Origin of the sequence: Craurococcus roseus (genome assembly GCF_039523795.1) — a bacterium.
GTDB classification, from domain to species: Bacteria; Pseudomonadota; Alphaproteobacteria; order Acetobacterales; family Acetobacteraceae; genus Craurococcus; species Craurococcus roseus.
In genome coordinates, this window is record NZ_BAAAFZ010000034.1 from 66,644 (window position 1) to 83,400 (window position 16,757).

A 16,757-nucleotide genomic window follows, 5' to 3' on the forward strand; every position below is an offset into this window, starting at 1 on the left:
GCATACCGCCTCCGATTTGCTTTCCGTCGCTTCCGTCAGATTGTCCGGGAGTCATCGAGACGCCATCGTCAGGCGGTAGTCGCCGCCGCCGACGGGTCCTCCGGCCGGCCGTTCCCGGCCGCCGCGCGCGCGCGCGCCGCCTCCACCGCTTCAGCCAGCCCCGTCCGGAACCGCACCCGCGGCGGCCGCACGCCGTGGAGCAGCAGCGCGCGCCGGATCGGCGGCCGTGCCCCGGCGATGTAGACGGCGGCGCCGGCCCGGTGCGCCTTGCGCACGAAACCCTCGATGGTGGTCGCCGCCGTGGAGTCCAGCACCGGCACCGCCGATACGTCGATCACGTAGGCCTTGGGGTGCTCCGCCAAGCGGTCCAGCACCGCCGAGACCGCCGCCGCCGTGCCGAAGAAGAAGGCGCCGGAGATGCGGTACACCACCACGTCCCGGTCGGTCGCCACCGCCGGGTCGTAAGGCCCGCGTTCGGCCCCGTTCGCCGTGTCCGCCTTGTCGGCCTCCACCACGGGCCGTTCGTGCTCCACCTCCACCGCTTGCGACATGCGGTGCAGGAACAGCAGCGCGCCGAGCCCGAAGCCGACCAGGATGCCCTCCGTGAGGTCGCGGAACACCACCAGCCCGAAGGTGGCGAGCAGCACTACGGCGTCGCCGCGCGAGGCCCGCAGCAAGGTGGCGAAGGCGTCCTTCTCCGCCATGTTCCACGCCACCACCGCCAGCACGGCCGCGAGCGCCGCCAGCGGCACGAAGGCGGCCAGCGGCGCCGCGGCGAGCATGAACAGCAGCAGGAAGGCCGAGTGCAGCATCCCCGCCACCGGCCCGCGCGCGCCGGAGCGCACGTTGGTCGCCGTCCGCGCGATGGTGCCCGTCACGCAAAACCCGCCGAACAGCGCCGAGCCGATGTTCGCCGCCCCTTGCGCCACCAGTTCGCAATTCGAGCGGTGCCGCCGGCCGGTCATGGAATCCGCCACCACCGCCGAGAGCAGGCTCTCGATGCCGCCGAGCAGCGCGAAGGAGAGCGCGACCGGCAGGATCTCCACGACCTTCTCCACCGACAGCTCCGGCAGCCGCGGCGCCGGCAAGGACGAGGGGATGCCGCCGAAGCGGCTGCCGATCGTCTCGACCGGCAGGTCGGACAGAGCCACGGCGGCCGCGGCCAGGACCACGGCGACGAGGAAGGCCGGCCACTTCGGCCGCCAGCGCCGCAGCGCCAGGATGGCGCCGACCGCCAGCGCCGCCACCGCGCAGGCCCAGGGATTGGCGGTCGGCAGCGCCTCCCAGAGCGCGGCGAGCTTCGGCAGCAACGGCCCTGGCTCCCTCGGCAATTCGAGGCCGAGCAACTCCTTGAGCTGGCTGGCAAAGATGATGACGGCGATCCCCGCCGTGAACCCGACCGTGACCGGGTAGGGGATGTACTTGATGAAGGTGCCGAGCCGCAGGAATCCCACCGCGAGCAGGATCAGCCCCGACAGCGCCGTGGCCAGGATCACCCCGTCCACCCCGTGCCGCTCCACCGCCGCCGCCACCAGCACGATGAAGGCGCCCGCCGGCCCGCCGACCTGGAACCGGCTGCCACCGAGCAGGGACACGAGGAAGCCGCCCACGATCGCGGCGTAGAGTCCCCGGTCCGGCGTCAGCCCGGACGCGATGGCGATGGCCATTGACAACGGCAGCGCCACGATGGCGACGGTCAGCCCCGCCACCGCGTCCGCCCTCAGGTGCCGGAGGCCGTACCCCTCGCGCAGCACGGTCACGAGCTTCGGGGTGAACAGCTCCGCGAAGGTGGGGGCGGTCGGGGTCGGGGTGGCCATCCGGGTCCGTTCTCAGCGAAGATCGCGTCCCCGCCGCTCTCGGCGGTCGGCGATCGCGTCGCCGCAACAAAACCACGGGCATGCCGTCCTGCCCAGGATTTCCGTGCCGACGGCGCCGGGCGGTTCCCCCGGCCGCCTTGCCCCGGCCCCTCGCGCTCGCCATGTTCGGCGCATGGCGACGGCGACGGCGACGGTGGCGACCATACCCATTACGGTGAACGGCGAGGCGCGCGAGGTCCCGGCGCCCGCGACGGTGGCCGACCTCCTCGGCGCCATCGGCCTTGACACCCGCAAGGTGGCGGTGGAGCGCAACATGGAGATCGTGCCGCGGTCGGCTTACGCAGAGACGGCACTCGCCGCCGGCGACGCGTTGGAGATCGTCCACTTCATCGGCGGAGGCTGAACGCATGATGGACGGCATTCCCCCGAATCAGACGCTGGCCGGCGACGACACCTGGGAGGTCGCGGGCCGCCGCTTCCGCTCCCGTCTGATCGTCGGCACCGGCCGCTACAAGGACCTGGAGGAGACCGGCCGCGCCATCGAGGCGAGTGGCGCCGAGGTCGTCACCGTCGCGGTGCGGCGCGTGAACCTCGCCGATCCGAAGGCGCCCATGCTCCAGGACTTCGTGGACCCGCGGCGCTACACCTACCTGCCCAACACCGCCGGCTGCCACACCGCGCAGGACGCCGTCCGCACGCTCCGCCTCGCCCGCGAGGCCGGCGGCTGGAACTTGGTGAAGCTGGAGGTGCTCGGCCCGCCGCCCTTCCTCTACCCCGACATGCGCGCCACCTTCGAAGCGGCCGAGGCGCTGCTGAAGGACGGCTTCGAGGTGATGGTCTACTGCTCCGACGACCCCATCGCCGCCAAGCGACTGGAGGAGATGGGCTGCGTCGCCATCATGCCCCTCGGCGCCCCGATCGGCTCGGGCTTGGGCATCCAGAACCCGGTGATGATCCGCGCCATCGTGGAGCAGTCCAAGGTGCCGGTGCTGGTGGACGCCGGCGTCGGCACCGCGAGCGACGCGTCGGAGGCGATGGAACTCGGCTGCGACGCGGTGCTGATGAACAGCGCCATCGCGCACGCGAAAAACCCGGTGCTGATGGCCCGCGCCATGAAGGCCGCGGTGGAGGCCGGGCGCCTCGCCTACCTCGCCGGCCGGATGCCTCGCCAGTACGCGGCGGACCCTTCGAGCCCCTTGGGCGGGTTGATTCGCTAGCCGCGTCCCGGGCAGGCTTCCCACGGCCGCCGCCACGCCTCCCTTCGCCGAAGCGGCAGCACCGCACCGGCGCCGGGCCGGAACCTTCAGCCCGCACGGGCGACGCAGGGGATGAAGCTCTCAGGGGCGGAGAGCAGCAACTCGATCTCGGCCGCGAGCCGCGCGTCGCCGGTGAGCGCGGGCGCGCGGTCGTCCCGGCGGCGGCGGAGGGTATCCAGGATCGCCAGATCCTCCGGACTGCCGTAGGCATCCCGCATCAGCGCCAGCCCGGGCTCGCCGAAGAAGCGGTGCATGATCTCCAAGAAGAGCTTGCGTTCCCGGACGTAGGACGCCAGCGCCCGGTCGAGCTCCGCGCCCTCGGCGCCGGCGACGTGCCGCGCCGTCAGGAGCTTGCGGCCGAGGTAGCGTTCCGGCTTGACCTCCGACGAGTCGCGGCCGTGCCCGGTGCCGTAGGCCTGCACCAAGGCGGGGTCGGGCGGGCGCAGCCGGTAAAGGCTACGGTCGCCTACGCGGTAGGGCTCGGTGGCGAAGCACCGCGCGGCGAGCGGGTCGGCGGCGGCGAGGCGCTGCAACTCCTGCGTCGGAGTCAGCGGCAATGCCCGCCCCTTCGCGATGGTCACGCCGCCGGCGCTGGAGAAGACCCCCCGCTCGCCCTCGTGCAGGAGTTCTTTGATGCCGGCGACCAACGCTTCGCCGCTGAGCCTCGACAGGATCGTCCTGGCACCGCCCGAGTGCTGCACCATGACCCAGAGGTAGAGGGCGGCCATTCCGCCGAAGCCGAGGACCAGGAGCCGGCGGTTGGCGGGGGTCAGGCCGAGGGGGTTCCCGCGCTGGCCCGCGCTGACGCGGCCGAACACGCCGCGCCCGACGGGCGCCGGCGCGGACCCGAGCCCCGGCGCGGTTCCGCAGCCGAAGCCGCCGCCGCCACGGCCCGCCGCCCCGTCCGCGGCGGTCCGCGTGTCCCGGCGAGCGACGGGCACGTGCGCCATGGCGCCCGACAGGCGCTCCAGGACGGCGACGCGCTCCGCGATCGTCGGGTGCGAGGCGAAGGGGCCGTCCACCGCGCCGTCGATCATCATGGCGTCGAACTGGACGCCGACGCCCTCCACCGCGCTGCGGCCCTCGATGCACAACAGGGCCGAGATCAGCGCCGCCGGGTTGTGCGTCATCCGCACCGCCTCCGCGTCGGCGACGAACTCGCGCGAGGACGAGATCAGCAGGCGCGAGACGCGGGCGAGGGCGAACGCGGCGCCGTTGGCGAGCCCGGCGGCGAAGCACAGGAAGAGGAACGGCGGCACCAGGACGCAGAGGACGACCTGCTTCCAGTCCACGATGCGCAGCGGACCTTGCCGCCGCAGACATTCGAGGTTGTCCATCAGCACGTTGGCCGCCGCCATGAGGCGGATGTCCCCGTTCCTGATGTGCGCGATCTCGTGCGCCACCACGGCCGCCAGCTCGTCGTCGTCGAGCGCCTCCACCAGGCCGCGCGTCGCCACCACCACAGCGGAGCGGGCGCCGAGGCCGCAGGCGAAGGCGTTGCGCGCCGGGCTGTCGATCAGCCCGACCTTCGGCAGGGGGAGGCCCGCGGCGATGGCTTGGGTTTCCACCGCGTCGACCAGCCGCCGCTCCGTCCACCGGTCGACGTAGCGGAACGCGACGGTGGTGCGGACGGAGGCGACGTGGCGCGAGAACTGGACGATGAAGAGCAGCACGCCGGCCGCGAAGACGAGCGGTACGTAGCGCTCCGCGTAGCCGAAGGTGCCCAGGGGCGGCGCGTGCAGCGGGTCCAGGAACAGCAGCGGCAGGAACAGCACGACGGCGGCGACCACCTGGAACGCGACCAGGAAGCCGCCGAACATCGCCGCGGAGCGCAGGTCGTTGCGCTTCACATGGCCGTAGAAGCCGTTCACCCGCAGCATGGTCGAATTCCTTGGTCCGCGGCGGCGGCGGCGATGCGTCCTTCTCGCCGGCGGGCGGCGGGGCCGGTCAGAATCGGACGGGGGCCGGTTCGTCCATCAGCACGCGTTCGACGCCGAGGTCGAAAGGCTTGCGGCGGCCGAGCCGCGCGGCGGCGCCGATCGCGTTGCCGGGGAACTGGCGCAGGGTGGCGTTGAACTCGTCCACGGCGAGATTGTAGAAGCGCCGCGACGCCGTGATGCGGTTCTCCGCGTCCGCCAACTCCTTGCGCAGCTCGCGGAAGTGCGCGGAGGCTTGCAGCTCGGGATAGCGCTCCACCACGGTCATCAAGGAGCTGATGCTCTGGCCGACCTGCGTTTCGGCCTCGAGCCGCATCTCCGGGCCGGCCGCCTTCAAGGCGCCTGCCCGCGCCTTCGTCACCTCCGTCAGCACGGCGAATTCATGGCCGACGAAGCCGCGCACCGTCTCCACCAACCCGGGGATAAGGCTGTGGCGGTGCTTCAGATGCACGTCCACGTCTGCGAAGGCCGTGTTGCAGCGCTCGTCCAAGGCCACCAGCCGGTTGTGGGTCGACCACGCGACCGCGCCGGCGAGGAGGCCGCCGCCCCCTGCGGCATAGACGAAGAAGTCCATGGACAGGCCCCCTTGGTTTCCACCCGCGCCCCGGCGCGCGGCGGTCGCGTCGAGGCCGGCGGTCGCGGCCTTCGCTGTTTCGCCCGGAGGCCGCGGCCTCCGGCGTGTTCCAGGCTTCGATCCGGTTCGCCGCTGGCCGGTCACTCGCCCCCGCGGGTGGACCGCAGGGCCGCCATGCGCTGGGCGATCGCGGCGCTCTTCTGCAGCGTGGCGATCTCGGCGACCTTCGCGGCCGTTTGCGCGTCGGCGCGGGCGATGCCGGCGACGCCGCCGGCCCCCGCCATGGCGCGGTCGAACGCCGCCTCGGCCCGCTCCACCTTGCGCTCCGTGCGCCGGTCCGGCCGCGCCGGTCCGTCGCCGCCGAGCGACGCGTCCCGCTGCGCCGCCTCGAACGCCGCGAGGGCCTCCTCCATCCGCGACTTGCGCGCGGCGAGGGCGACCAAGCACTCCTCCAGGCGGCCCGCCTCGCCCGCGGCCTCGGCCTGCGCCGCGTCCAGGCGCTGCGCTTGCGCCTCGAAGTCGAGTTGGCGGGACAGGGCCGCCTCGGCCAAGTCGTCGCGGTTCTCGGCAAGGGCGAAGCGCGCCTTCTCGTCCAGCGCGGCGATCTGGTCGCGGAACATCCGCTGCTGCCGCATGGCTTGTAGCCGGCGGGCCGTGGCGGCCTCCTGCTCGGAGCGGACCTCGTCCACCGCGCGGTCCACCTCGCGGATGGCCTCGCGCATCACGCCCGTGCCGCCGGCGCGCTCCATCGCATCGACCGCGTCTTCGATGCCTGCCGACACCAAGCGCCTGACGCGCACGAACACCGATTCGGCCATAGCTTCCTCGTCGAGTCTCTTTGTGTTGATATCACAACATTTGGCGGCGGGCAATCGCCTCGGGAGCCGGGAAATAGACGAGCCCACCGCCCGGAGCCGGCGAGACGGCGGTGGAGGCGGCCACCGGATCGAGGGGGCGAGAGCGCAACGGCGCGGCGCCACAGGCACGTCCGCGCCACGGTAGGGCCACCGACCGCCCGCGCCTCACCCCGCCCGGCGCACCGCCAAGTCCGCCAGGAACCGCTCCACCGCGTCCATCCCGCGCCCGGCCGGGTCGTCCGCCAGGGCCGGGTGCCCGGCGCCGCGCAGCAGCACGAACTCCGCCCGCCCGCCCGCCGCCGCCGCCACGCGCCGGCCGTGCTCGTGCGGGATGAGGCGGTCCGCGTCGCCGTGCAGCACCAACACCGGCGCCCGCACCGTCGGCAGCCGCGAGATGCTGTCGAAGTGGTGGCGAAGCAGCCGCCGCGCCGGCAGCCAGCGGTACATCGCGGCGGCCAGGTCGGCCACAGAGGTGTAGGGCGCGTCCAGCACCAGCGCCCGCACCGGCCGCTCCGCCGCCACCATCACCGCCACGCCCGAACCGATGCTCTCGCCGCACACCACCGGCGCCGCCTCGCCCCAGGTGGCGGCCAGCCAATCGAGGTGCGCCCGCGCGTCGAGCAGGAATCCGGCTTCCGAGGGCGCGCCGGGGTTGCCGCCGTAGCCCCGGTACTCCGCCAGCACCACGCCGTAACCGGCTTCCGCGAAGGGCAGGAGCAGCGGCGCCCGGTCGGCGGCGTTGCCGGCCCGGCCGTGGAACACCACCAGCGTCGGCCATCCGGGCAACGGCTCCGCGGCCCAGAAGGAAAGCCCCAACCCGTCGGCGGTGGAAACCCGCTCGGAGCGGAACCGCGCTTCCGCCAGCGACGTGGGCACGGCGCCGAGCGGCCGCGGGTCCGGGCGGAAGATCAGGCTGTCCTGCCGGTGCCACACCGTGGCCACCGCGCAAATCCAGAGCGCGGCCAGGAAGGCGGCGAGCGTGGCGGCGAAGGCGAGCAGCGGGGCGTCGAACCCCGGCTGGGCGGCGGCGGTCGCAAAAGCGGCGGCGTTGGCGGCAGGCGGCACGCGGGCGCTCCTCCTGGCTCGCGCGCCGCCGGGACCCTCCCGCAGGCCCGCCGTGGCGCTTGGCCGTTACGAAAACGGTACACCCCCAGGCTTCGTTCCCGGCGAGCAAATGATTTTGAGGTTGCTGTGGCCCAAGGGCACCTGCGCCCCGGCGCCGCGTGCTACCGTCCGGCCGGGCGAAGGGGACGGGATCACCGCGTGGCCGACGACGACGGACTCGTGTTCTACACCAACCCGATGTCGCGCGGCCGGACCGTGCGCTGGCTGCTGGAAGAGGTCGGCCGCCCCTACCGCACCGAGCTGCTCGACTACGGCCCGGCGATGGAGGCGTCCGCCTACCGGGCCATCAACCCCATGGGCAAGGTCCCGGCCATTCGGCACCGCGGAACGGTCGTCACCGAAGCCGCCGCCATCTGCGCCTATCTCGCCGACGCTTTCCCGGAGGCCGGCCTCGCGCCGCCGCCCGGCGACCCGCTGCGCGGCCCCTACCACCGCTGGATGTTCTTCGCCGCCGGCCCGCTGGAAGCGGCGGTGACGAACAAGGCCTTCGGCTTCACGGTGCCCGAAGGCCGCGAAAGGACCGCGGGCTACGGCAGCTACGCCCGCGCCATGGACGCGCTCGAAACCGCCGTGTCCGGCGGCCCATACGTCGCGGGCGATCGCTTCACCGCCGCCGACCTCTACCTCGGCTCGCACATCGGCTGGGGCTTGGCGTTCGGCACCATCGAGAAGCGGCCCGCCTTCGAGCGCTACTGGGAGCGCGTCGGCGCGCGGCCGGCCGCCTTGCGCGCGAGGGCGATCGACGACGCGCTCATCGCCGGGCGCCAACACGCGCCGCCGGCCTAGTAGGACAGCTTCCCCAACGCCGCCACGACGGCGGCGAGGAAAGCCAGGAAGTAGGCTACGGCGACCGCGCCTGCCAGCGCGTCGGCGGCGTTGTCCAGGGCGGTGTGCAACGGTCGGAACATCGTGCCTCCATCGCGCGGTTTTCGCGCGTCCGGACCGATCCTGCGCGGCCGGCCAGACGGCGGCTGTGCGGCGGCGCACGGGCCGACGCCCCGGTCCGCGCCGGCGCGCCGGCCCGCACGGGCGGAGGGGAGCGGCCCCCCGAGCCTTGCCACCGCCGCCCCCCGCGCTGAACATCCCCGCAAGCAAGGGGGGAGGGCTCACATGGCCGCCGCGGCGACACCGCTGGGGTTCATCGGCCTCGGCATGATGGGGCTGCCCATGGCGCGCTCGCTGCTGCGCCACGGCCGCGCCCTCGTGGCCTGCGACCCGAGCGAGGCGGCGCGCGACGCCTTGTCCGAAGGCGCCGGAGCCGGCGCCGTCCGCTTCGCCGCCACGCCGGCCGGAGTCGCCGAAACGGCCGAAACGGTCGTCCTCGTGCTGCCCGACAGCAAAGCCGTCGCGCAGGTGGTGGAAGGTCCTGGCGGCCTGCTCGCCGCGCTCCGGCCCGGCCACCTCGTGGTGGACATGGGCTCCTCGCTCCCCGCGGAAACGCGCCGCCTCGCCGCCGCCGCCGCGGAGAGGGGCGCCGCCTTCCTGGACGCGCCCGTCTCCGGCGGCGTGGCCAAGGCGCGCGACGGGACGCTCGCCATCATGCTCGGCGGCGATGACGAACCTTGCGCCCGCGCCGAGCCGGTGCTGCGCGAGATGGGCGCCCCGCCGATCCGCACCGGCCCGGTCGGCAGCGCCCACGCCATGAAGGCGCTCAACAACTATGTCTACGCCGCCGGGCTGCTCGCCGCCGCCGAAGCGGTGCGCATGGCCGAGGCGCTCGGCCTCGACCTCCACGTGTTCACCGACGTGCTGAACGCCTCCTCCGGCCGCAACGTCGCCACCGAGACCAAGCTCAAGAGCGACGTGCTCACCGGCCGCTACGCCGCCGGCTTCCAACTCGGCCTGATGCGCAAGGACCTGGAAACCGCCGGTTCCATCGCCGCCGAGACCGGCCTCGACGCGCCGGGCCTGTCGCTCTGCCGCGCGCTCTGGGCGGAGGCGGTGGAGAAGCTCGGCCCGCGCGTGGACAACCTCGAGATCCACCGCTTCCTCGGCCAACGGGAGACCGCGCCGCGATGACCGCGACCACGACGCCGACCATCCGCCGCCGCGCCGCCCTGCTGGCCGCGCCCGCCGCCCTGTTCGCGGCGCCCGCCGCGCCGCGCGCGCAGGGCGCCGCGTGGCCCGACCGCCCGATCCGCCTGGTCGTGGCCTTCCCCGCCGGCAGCGTCACCGACACGCTGATGCGCCACCTCGCCGAACCGCTCGGCCGCGAACTCGGCCAGCCGGTGGTCGTGGACAACCGCCCCGGCGGCAACGGCGTGGTCGGCACCGAATCGGCGGCGCGCGCCGCGCCGGACGGCCACACCTGGTGCGTGCTGAGCGTCACCAACGGCGCGCTCAACACCTACACCATCCGCCGCCTGCCCTACGACCCGCTGAAGGACTTCGCGCCCGTCGGCTTCGTCGCCGACACCGCCTACATCCTGGTGGTGGCCGCATCCCACCCCGCGCGCGACCTGCGCGGCCTGCTCGACTTGGCGAAGCGGCGCCCCGGCCAGCTCACCTTCAGCCACGGCAATTCCTCCGCCCACATCGCCTCGGCGACGATGGCGCGCCTCGCCGGCGTGGAGATGACGGCCGTGCCATACCGCGGCGGCCCGGAGGCGCTGACGGACGTGATCGCCGGCCGCATCGACAGCACCTTCACCGACTTCCCCGCCGGGATGCCGCAGATCCGCGAAGGCAAGGTGCGCGCCCTGGCCGTCACCTCCGCGCAACCGCTCCCGCTGGCGCCCGACATCCCGCCCGTGGCCGCCGTGCTGCCGGGCTTCGAGCTGTCCGCCTGGTTCGGCATGGGCGTCCCCGCCGGCACGCCCGCCCCGGTCATCGCCCGCGCCAACGCCGCGCTGAACGCGGTGCTGCGCTCGCCCGAACTGGCCGAACGCGTCGGCCGCCTCGGCTACACCCCGCGCCCGACCGAGCCGGAATGGTTCCGCGACTTCCTGCGCGCGCAGATCGAGACGCTCGGGCGGCAGGCGAGGGAGGCGGGGCTGGAGGTTTCGGGGTAGGGGAGGGACGAACCCCCCGAAGCTCGGCGACACGGGCCGTCAGGGCGGGGAAGCGCGGCCCGCTCCGGCGCGCGCACCGCGCGCCGCGCGCGCCTCGGCTTTGCGGGCGCGGCGGTGGTCGGCGACCACGGCGCGGAAGGTCGCGCGGATCAGGCCGTCCACCAGCGGCGGCGGCGGTTCAACGCCCGGCGGCGACCGCCAAGGCGGCGACGAGGAAGTCGGCGTTGCTGAACTTCGGGCGGCGCATGGCTCTGGAATATGTGTTCCAAAACTCATGCGAAGACGCGTTATCCTGCCCGTGACCTCTCGCGGGAGGGCGGCCCGATGCCTGATGCGGCGCAGTCAAGCACCGAGGAACGGAGCCTCGCCCGCCTGCTCGCCGCGCCCCGCAACGCCATCGCCGAGGTTCCGATCTGCTGGGTGGTCACCGCCGCCGAGGACGGCAGCGCCGGTCAATACTACGGCGTGGCGATGCCGGCCAACCGAGCCCGCAGAAGGCAGGAGGCCAAGGTGGACGACGAAGCCAACCACACGACCCTCCGTGATGCGAACAGCGACGCCTCCCGCAACGGCGGCCATGTCCCGCGCGCGCAGGACTCCATCCGATCACCGAGGCCGATCGCCGGCGATCGCGCCCGCCTCGGCGGGCAGGCCGAGGCGGGCGCCGGAAGGGCCGCAGCGGAAGCGCGGATCGGGCCCACCCGGCGGGCCGCGCTGCTTGGTGGCGCGGCCGTCGTCGCGGCGGGCGCGTTGCCGGCGCCCAGCGTCCACGGCCAGACCACGGGCGGCCGGCTGAGCGTCGGCTTCTGGGACCACTGGGTTCCCCCTGCCAACGAGGTGATGCGCCGGATCGTCGCCGAGTGGGGCGAGAAGAACCACGTCGAGGTCCAGTTGGACCTCATCACCTCCGTCGGCAACAAGCTGCTGCTGACGGTCACGTCCGAGGCGCAGGCGCGGCGCGGGCACGACGTGCTCACCTTCGGTGCCTGGGGGGTGCGCGACTATAGCCACCTATTGGAGCCGGTGGACGAGGTCATGGGCCGCTTGGTCCAGCAGCATGGGCCTGCCAACCCCACGGCGGAATACTTGGCAAAGGGGGAAGGAGGCTGGCGCGCGGTGCCGGCGACCTCCGGCACCCAGTACAAGGGCTCGGCGGCCCGCATGGACCTGATGCGCCAGCACGCCGGCATAGACGTGCAGGCCATGTACCCGGCTGAGCCGCGGCTCGGGCCCGACGCGGACCAGTGGACCTGGGAGACCTTCCTGACGGCGGCGCGGAAGTGCAACGCGGCGGGCGTCCCCTTCGCCCTGCCGGCGGGCACCTTCACCGACGCCACTGACTGGATCGGCGCGATGTTCCGCTGCTTCGGGGCGGATCTGGTGGACGCCAGGGGCAACATCACCGTCCGCGGAAACGACAGGGTGGGGCAGATCCTGGATTACGCCGCGCGGCTGTTCCAGCACATCCCGAACGAGATGTTCGCGGCCGACGACGCCACCAACAACCGCGCGTTGATCGGCGGCCGCTCTGCGCTGATCTTCAACCCGCCCTCTGCTTGGGCGGTGGCGAAGCGCGACGCGCCGCAGGTGGCCGAGCAAACCTGGCACTTCCCGAGCCCGAAAGGCCCGGTCGGCCAATTCGTCCCGCACCAGCCGCTATTCTGGGGCATATGGAGCTTCAGCCGCGCCAAGCCGGCGGCCAAGGCGCTGCTGGAGCACCTGTCGCAACGCGAGCAGGTGGCCAAGATGGTCGCCGGCTCCGAAGGCTACGACATCCCGCCCTTCGCCTCGCTGACCGACTTCGACACCTGGTCCACGGTCGGGCCGCCGCGCGGGACGGTGTTCAACTATCCCCTCAGGCCGCACCACGGCGCCATGCCCAGCATCGCCTGCGAACCGGCCCCGCCGGAGATCGGGGTGCGGATGTACCAGCAGGGCGTGCAGGCGAGGATGATCGCGCGCCTGGTGCAGAACAAGGAGCCGATGGATCGCGTGCTGGCCTGGGCCGAGCGCGAGATCGAAGGCTTCAAACGCGGCTGACGTCGAGGCGCCAGCCTACGTGCCTGCCACAATGCGGGCGCGCCCGGGCTTGCGCCCGCAATTCACGCCCGACTACTGCGGCGCCTACGTCCGGGACCCGATGCTTCGATTGACTTCTTCCCTGGACCGATCTAAGATTTAAATCCTAGAGACCGGACTACGACGTTGTCACCGCCGCCGCTCCGTCAGCAAAGCCAGCGTCGTCAGCGCCACCCAAGGCAACACCGGCGCCACCAGCGCCGCCGCGTCCTTCCGCCCCCCGCGCCGCGCACGCTCCACGATCACCGCCGCCGTGCCCGCGATCACCGCATTCCCCGCGTAGGTCGCGGCGCGCGAGCGGATGCCGTCCGTGTAGAGCGGGTAGGTCACGCACATCAGCCACAGCCCGTCCACCAGCCGCCGCTCCCGCGGCAGCCCGCGCAGCCGCGCCCGTGCCACGCCGAAGCAGGCGAACAGCGCCGTCCACACCATCCCGATCAGCGGCGCCGGCGGCGTGAGGGGCGAGTCCGGCTCCCGCGGCGGCGCCGCAACCGCCTCCGCCGCGCTGATGAGCGACCCCGCACCCACGTAGCCGAGCGCCCCGACCAGCGCCTCCTCGTCCCGCGTCATGCCCAGCCCCTTTTGTCCGAATGCTGCAAAACGCGGCCCACCGGGCCGCGCGATGCCCGGCAGGCCAACGCCCCGGCCCGCGCCGCCGCAGCCTTCACATCGGGGTGTGCCGCAGCCCCGACCGGCCGAGGGCGGCGGCGGGGCGGGGAGGCGGAGCCGCCCCTACTTGCCCCCCGCCAGCGCGAACTCCGTCGCCTCGGCCCCCGGCTCGGCGTCGGAGGCCAGCACCCGCGCCACCGGCAGGGCGATCTCCGCCCGCAACCCGCCCCCGTCCCAGTGCAGGGACAGGCACCCGCCGAGCTGCCCTTCCAAGGTCGCCTCGATCATGCGCGAGCCGAAGCCCCGCCGCTTCGGCGGCGCAACCACCGGCGGCCCGCCGCTTTCCGCCCAGGTGATGCGCAGCGTCCCCGTGCCCGGGTCGAGGCGCCAGCGCAGCGACACCCGCCCTTCCGGCACCGACAAGGCGCCGTGCTTGGCGGCGTTGGTCGCCAGCTCGTGGATCGCCATCGCCACCGGCTGCACCGCGGAGGCCACCAGCGCCGCCGGCGGGCCTTCCAGCCCCGCCACGCCGGGCGGCAGCCCGCCCAGCTCGCGCGCCGCCACCGCGCCGAGCTCCGCCGCCGCCCAGCCCCGCTCGGCGAGCAGGGTGTGCGCCCGGGCCAGTGCCGCCACCCGCCGCTCCACCGCCGCGGCGAACTCCTCCGGCCGGCCGCGCGGCGTCAGGCGCAGCACGGATTGCACCACGGCCAGCAGGTTCTTCGCCCGGTGGTCCACCTCGCGCGCCAGCAGCGCGCGCCGCGCCTCCGCTTCCCGCTGCTCGCTGACGTCGCGGGAAACGCCGGCGATGCGCAACGGCGCGCCGGTTTGGGGGTCGCGCTCCACCACGGCGCCGGAACTCGACACCCAGGCCCAGCCCTCGGCCGGCGGGCGGCGGCGCACCCGGAACTCGGCCGCGTAGCGCGTCCGCGCGCCGCTCTTCATGTCGCGGAAGGCGTCGCGGAGGATCGCCCGGTCGTCCGGGTGGAGCTGTTGGACCCAGCCCTCGAAGCGGAAGCCGTCGCCGCCCGGCGACAAGAGGGACTCGCCCGGCCAGCCGACGCGCGCGCCCTCGTCGCGCCGCACGTCGTACGCCCAGGTGGCGAGGTTGCCCGCTTCCACCGCCAAGCGCAGCCGCGCTTCCCGCTCGGCCAAGGCCTCCTCGGCCTGGCGGCGGGCGTGGATGTCCTCGATCACGCCGATCCACTCGGCCGTGCCCTCGCCGTCCTTGGTCGCCACCGGCACGCCCCGGGCGCGCACCCAACGCCACGGTCCGGCGGCGGTGCGGACGCGGAATTCGGTCGACGCGGGCTGGCGGGCCGCGCGGGCCACCGACCACGCCGCCACCGTGGCGGCGCGGTCCTCGGGGTGGACCGCGGCGAGCCAGCCGGTCCCGTTGATCTCGGCCCTTGTCTGGCCGGTCAGCGCGTCCCAGCCGCGCCCCTTCAGCATCCCGCCGGCCGCGTCGCTGCGCCAGATCGCCAGCGCCCCGGCTTCAGCCAGGGCGCGGAAGCGGTGCTCGCTCGCCGCCAGCCCCGCGGTCGCTTCCTCCCGCGCCGCGGCGGCCTCCGCCACCGACCGGCCCAATTCGTCCGCTTCCTGCAAAACGGCGTTGCCGGACGGCCCGGCCCAGGTCGCCCGGCGCAGCTCGCCCCGGAACCGGCGGGCCAGGAGCGCCGCGAGCGCGCCGCCCACCACCAGAAAGACGCCCGAAACCGCGACCACGCGCACCACCGCCCCGTCCAGCGGCGCCTGGAACGCCGCCCTCGGCACGGCGATCACCACGGTGTAGCCGCTGCGCGGCGCCCGCGCGAAGGCGAGGCTCTCGGCGCCCTCGCCGGCCGCGGTGTGGACCACCCCGTCCCCGTCCGGCCGGTCCCCGACCGACCCCGTCGGCAACGCCAAGCGGGTGCCCAGGAACGCGGCCTCGTCGCGCGTGCGAGCGGCGACCACGCCGGCGCGGTCGAGCACCGTGGCCGTCGCGCCGTCTCCCCCGGTGCCCGCCGCCGCGAGCAGGGCGGCCAAGCGGCCCTCCGGCAAGGCGGCGAAGAAGGACAGGTCGGCGGAGTCGTCGCGCGGCCCTGCCGCCGGCACCACCACCGTCGCCGCGGGCCGGCCGGTGTCGGGCAGGACGGCCATGTTGTCGACCTCGGCCCGCCGCGACGCGACCAACGGCGCCAGCCCGGGCCGGACGGTGGCGTCCGGCCTCCGCTCGCCGGCCGGCCAGCACGTGCAAAGCATCTTCCGGCCGTCCGCGGCGGCGAGCACGATGGTCGTGCCGCCGGCTTGGCGCGACAAGGACCGCATCTCGCCCTCGACCGCGTCCATGTCGCCCCGGGCGAGCGCCGCCGAGGCGGCCAGGGCGCGCAAGCCGGTTTCGACCTTCTGGAACTCCGCGTCCACCGCGATGGCGTTGGCCCTGGCCTGGTGCAGGAGCTGGTCCTCGGCCCGGGCCCGCACGGCGCCCCGCGCCTGCCACACGACGAAGCCGGTCAGCGTGGACATCGGCACGACCACCGCCGCGACGAGGAGCAACAGCCAGAGCTTCAAGGGCCAGGGTTTCAGGAACAAAGATCCCTTCATGCGGCGGCGAACGTCCGAGGCGACGCCCACCAGCGGGAACAATCGCTTACGGCGAAATCTAGCCTCCTCACGGATTCGAGAACAGCGTGAAACGCCCTCTGGGAGCCACGGCTGGCGCGATTCTTGTGGGCAACCCTGTGGGCAACCGCGGCGCTGGCCGGGGCGTTGCCCGCCCCGGACGACTCAGCAGGGAAGGACGGGTCCATGGCGGACGAGGGGATGCGGTTGGCGGCCGAAGGGGTCCATGCGACGCCCTTCGAGATACCCGGCGCGACCGGCGAGTTCCGCATCCAGATCCTCAATGAGGACCAAGCGCGCGGCGTCGTCACCAGCATCGTCCACCTGCCGCCCGGCGGCCGCATCCCGGCCCACAAGCACCAAGCGGGCGCCGAAATGCACTACGTCCTGGAAGGCGACCTGATCGAGAAAGGCGAGTCCCTGGGCGCCGGCGCCTTCCTCACCCACGCCCCCGGCGTGGTCCACGGCCCGCATGAGAGCAAGAACGGTGCCCGCGTGCTGACGGTGCAGCAATGGCAGTCGCGCCACGGCGATTTCGATTTCGAAATCGCCGAGGACGCGCAGCCGACCGCCTCCGGCGGCGGCGCGGCCGCGGCCAAAGGCGGCGGCACCGGTGAGCCGGCGGAGGGCGGCGGCAACGTCGGCGAAAGCCCCACCGCCGCGGCCCAGCGGCAGGAAGCGGAACAGTCCCTGGGCAAAGGTTACGGCTGAGCCTTCGCCGGGCGGGCGGCGGTTGTCAGCGCGCCTCCCGCCTCCCGACGACGCCGCCTCCGCCGTCGTAGAAGCGCGGGGTGCCGCCGCGCGTCTCGCTTCGACCGGCGCCGCGCCCTTGCGAGTCGTAGAGGGTGTCCGAGAAGGGTCAGGCTGGTGCCAGTCGGTTCAGCATCAGCCGGA

At 73.9% G+C, this 16,757-nt stretch carries 15 protein-coding genes; 7 read left to right on the top strand and 8 right to left on the bottom strand.

Annotated features, from left to right (window positions below):
- Positions 1–68 precede the first annotated feature (68 nt).
- Complete coding sequence (locus ABD067_RS12970) at positions 69–1,817, bottom strand: SulP family inorganic anion transporter (protein ID WP_343895724.1); 1,749 nt, start codon at positions 1,815–1,817, stop codon at positions 69–71.
- A 172-nt stretch (positions 1,818–1,989) separates the two neighbouring features.
- On the opposite strand from ABD067_RS12970, the gene thiS reads away from it, so the two are divergent.
- Entirely contained in the window at positions 1,990–2,220 is a 231-nt protein-coding gene (gene thiS / locus ABD067_RS12975; RefSeq protein WP_343895725.1) for a sulfur carrier protein ThiS, read from the top strand.
- A 4-nt stretch (positions 2,221–2,224) separates the two neighbouring features.
- Positions 2,225–3,034: a HisA/HisF-related TIM barrel protein gene (locus ABD067_RS12980; protein ID WP_343895726.1), complete on the top strand. Its 810-nt coding sequence runs from the start codon at positions 2,225–2,227 to the stop codon at positions 3,032–3,034.
- A gap of 86 nt (positions 3,035–3,120) precedes the next feature.
- On the opposite strand, the gene ABD067_RS12985 is transcribed toward ABD067_RS12980, so the two are convergent.
- From ABD067_RS12985 to ABD067_RS13000, 4 genes are all read right to left on the bottom strand, one after another.
- Entirely contained in the window at positions 3,121–4,953 is a 1,833-nt protein-coding gene (locus tag ABD067_RS12985) for a M48 family metalloprotease (RefSeq protein ID WP_343895727.1), read from the bottom strand.
- Between the two features lie 67 nt (positions 4,954–5,020).
- Positions 5,021–5,584 carry a LemA family protein gene (locus ABD067_RS12990; protein ID WP_343895729.1) on the bottom strand — a complete coding sequence of 188 codons (564 nt, stop codon included), beginning with the start codon at positions 5,582–5,584 and terminating at the stop codon, positions 5,021–5,023.
- 140 nt (positions 5,585–5,724) lie between these two features.
- The gene (locus ABD067_RS12995) at positions 5,725–6,402 is read right to left on the bottom strand and encodes a PspA/IM30 family protein (RefSeq protein ID WP_343895730.1); all 678 of its coding nucleotides are present in this window, start codon (positions 6,400–6,402) and stop codon (positions 5,725–5,727) included.
- A gap of 204 nt (positions 6,403–6,606) precedes the next feature.
- The gene (locus tag ABD067_RS13000; protein WP_343895731.1) at positions 6,607–7,506 is read right to left on the bottom strand and encodes an alpha/beta hydrolase; all 900 of its coding nucleotides are present in this window, start codon (positions 7,504–7,506) and stop codon (positions 6,607–6,609) included.
- 198 nt (positions 7,507–7,704) lie between these two features.
- Between ABD067_RS13000 and ABD067_RS13005 the strand changes: the two genes are divergently transcribed.
- Positions 7,705–8,352, top strand: a complete 648-nt coding sequence (locus tag ABD067_RS13005) for a glutathione S-transferase family protein (protein ID WP_343895732.1) — start codon at positions 7,705–7,707, stop codon at positions 8,350–8,352.
- Here ABD067_RS13005 and ABD067_RS13010 read toward each other — a convergent pair.
- Positions 8,349–8,474 carry a hypothetical protein gene (locus ABD067_RS13010; protein ID WP_343895733.1) on the bottom strand — a complete coding sequence of 42 codons (126 nt, stop codon included), beginning with the start codon at positions 8,472–8,474 and terminating at the stop codon, positions 8,349–8,351. The two genes, ABD067_RS13005 and ABD067_RS13010, sit on opposite strands and share 4 nt — an antisense overlap.
- Positions 8,475–8,676: 202 nt before the next feature.
- Between ABD067_RS13010 and ABD067_RS13015 the strand changes: the two genes are divergently transcribed.
- From ABD067_RS13015 to ABD067_RS13025, 3 genes are all read left to right on the top strand, one after another.
- Positions 8,677–9,585: an NAD(P)-dependent oxidoreductase gene (locus ABD067_RS13015; protein ID WP_343895734.1), complete on the top strand. Its 909-nt coding sequence runs from the start codon at positions 8,677–8,679 to the stop codon at positions 9,583–9,585.
- Positions 9,582–10,577, top strand: coding sequence for a Bug family tripartite tricarboxylate transporter substrate binding protein (locus tag ABD067_RS13020; RefSeq protein WP_343895735.1), 996 nt, complete (start codon positions 9,582–9,584; stop codon positions 10,575–10,577). Before ABD067_RS13015 ends, ABD067_RS13020 begins: the two co-directional genes overlap by 4 nt.
- A gap of 324 nt (positions 10,578–10,901) precedes the next feature.
- Positions 10,902–12,617: an ABC transporter substrate-binding protein gene (locus ABD067_RS13025; protein ID WP_343895736.1), complete on the top strand. Its 1,716-nt coding sequence runs from the start codon at positions 10,902–10,904 to the stop codon at positions 12,615–12,617.
- A gap of 168 nt (positions 12,618–12,785) precedes the next feature.
- Here ABD067_RS13025 and ABD067_RS13030 read toward each other — a convergent pair whose 3' ends face one another.
- Both ABD067_RS13030 and ABD067_RS13035 read right to left on the bottom strand, forming a co-directional pair.
- Positions 12,786–13,226 carry a TspO/MBR family protein gene (locus ABD067_RS13030; RefSeq protein ID WP_343895737.1) on the bottom strand — a complete coding sequence of 147 codons (441 nt, stop codon included), beginning with the start codon at positions 13,224–13,226 and terminating at the stop codon, positions 12,786–12,788.
- Between the two features lie 162 nt (positions 13,227–13,388).
- The gene (locus ABD067_RS13035) at positions 13,389–15,845 is read right to left on the bottom strand and encodes a PAS domain-containing protein (RefSeq protein ID WP_343895738.1); all 2,457 of its coding nucleotides are present in this window, start codon (positions 15,843–15,845) and stop codon (positions 13,389–13,391) included.
- A gap of 204 nt (positions 15,846–16,049) precedes the next feature.
- Between ABD067_RS13035 and ABD067_RS13040 the strand changes: the two genes are divergently transcribed.
- Positions 16,050–16,574, top strand: a complete 525-nt coding sequence (locus ABD067_RS13040) for a cupin domain-containing protein (RefSeq protein WP_343895739.1) — start codon at positions 16,050–16,052, stop codon at positions 16,572–16,574.
- Positions 16,575–16,757: the final 183 nt, after the last annotated feature.

What these genes read in the sequence shown, in the direction of transcription:
- ABD067_RS13035 (WP_343895738.1), bottom strand. Translation starts at nt 15,845, where the DNA reads ATGAAGGGATCTTTGTTCCTGAAACCCTGGCCCTTGAAGCTCTGGCTG.
- ABD067_RS12970 (WP_343895724.1), bottom strand. Translation starts at nt 1,817, where the DNA reads ATGGCCACCCCGACCCCGACCGCCCCCACCTTCGCGGAGCTGTTCACC.
- ABD067_RS13010 (WP_343895733.1), bottom strand. Translation starts at nt 8,474, where the DNA reads ATGTTCCGACCGTTGCACACCGCCCTGGACAACGCCGCCGACGCGCTG.
- ABD067_RS13040 (WP_343895739.1), top strand. Translation starts at nt 16,050, where the DNA reads ATGGCGGACGAGGGGATGCGGTTGGCGGCCGAAGGGGTCCATGCGACG.
- ABD067_RS12995 (WP_343895730.1), bottom strand. Translation starts at nt 6,402, where the DNA reads ATGGCCGAATCGGTGTTCGTGCGCGTCAGGCGCTTGGTGTCGGCAGGC.
- ABD067_RS12990 (WP_343895729.1), bottom strand. Translation starts at nt 5,584, where the DNA reads ATGGACTTCTTCGTCTATGCCGCAGGGGGCGGCGGCCTCCTCGCCGGC.
- ABD067_RS13025 (WP_343895736.1), top strand. Translation starts at nt 10,902, where the DNA reads ATGCCTGATGCGGCGCAGTCAAGCACCGAGGAACGGAGCCTCGCCCGC.
- ABD067_RS13020 (WP_343895735.1), top strand. Translation starts at nt 9,582, where the DNA reads ATGACCGCGACCACGACGCCGACCATCCGCCGCCGCGCCGCCCTGCTG.
- ABD067_RS12985 (WP_343895727.1), bottom strand. Translation starts at nt 4,953, where the DNA reads ATGCTGCGGGTGAACGGCTTCTACGGCCATGTGAAGCGCAACGACCTG.
- ABD067_RS12980 (WP_343895726.1), top strand. Translation starts at nt 2,225, where the DNA reads ATGATGGACGGCATTCCCCCGAATCAGACGCTGGCCGGCGACGACACC.
- ABD067_RS13030 (WP_343895737.1), bottom strand. Translation starts at nt 13,226, where the DNA reads ATGACGCGGGACGAGGAGGCGCTGGTCGGGGCGCTCGGCTACGTGGGT.
- thiS (WP_343895725.1), top strand. Translation starts at nt 1,990, where the DNA reads ATGGCGACGGCGACGGCGACGGTGGCGACCATACCCATTACGGTGAAC.
- ABD067_RS13015 (WP_343895734.1), top strand. Translation starts at nt 8,677, where the DNA reads ATGGCCGCCGCGGCGACACCGCTGGGGTTCATCGGCCTCGGCATGATG.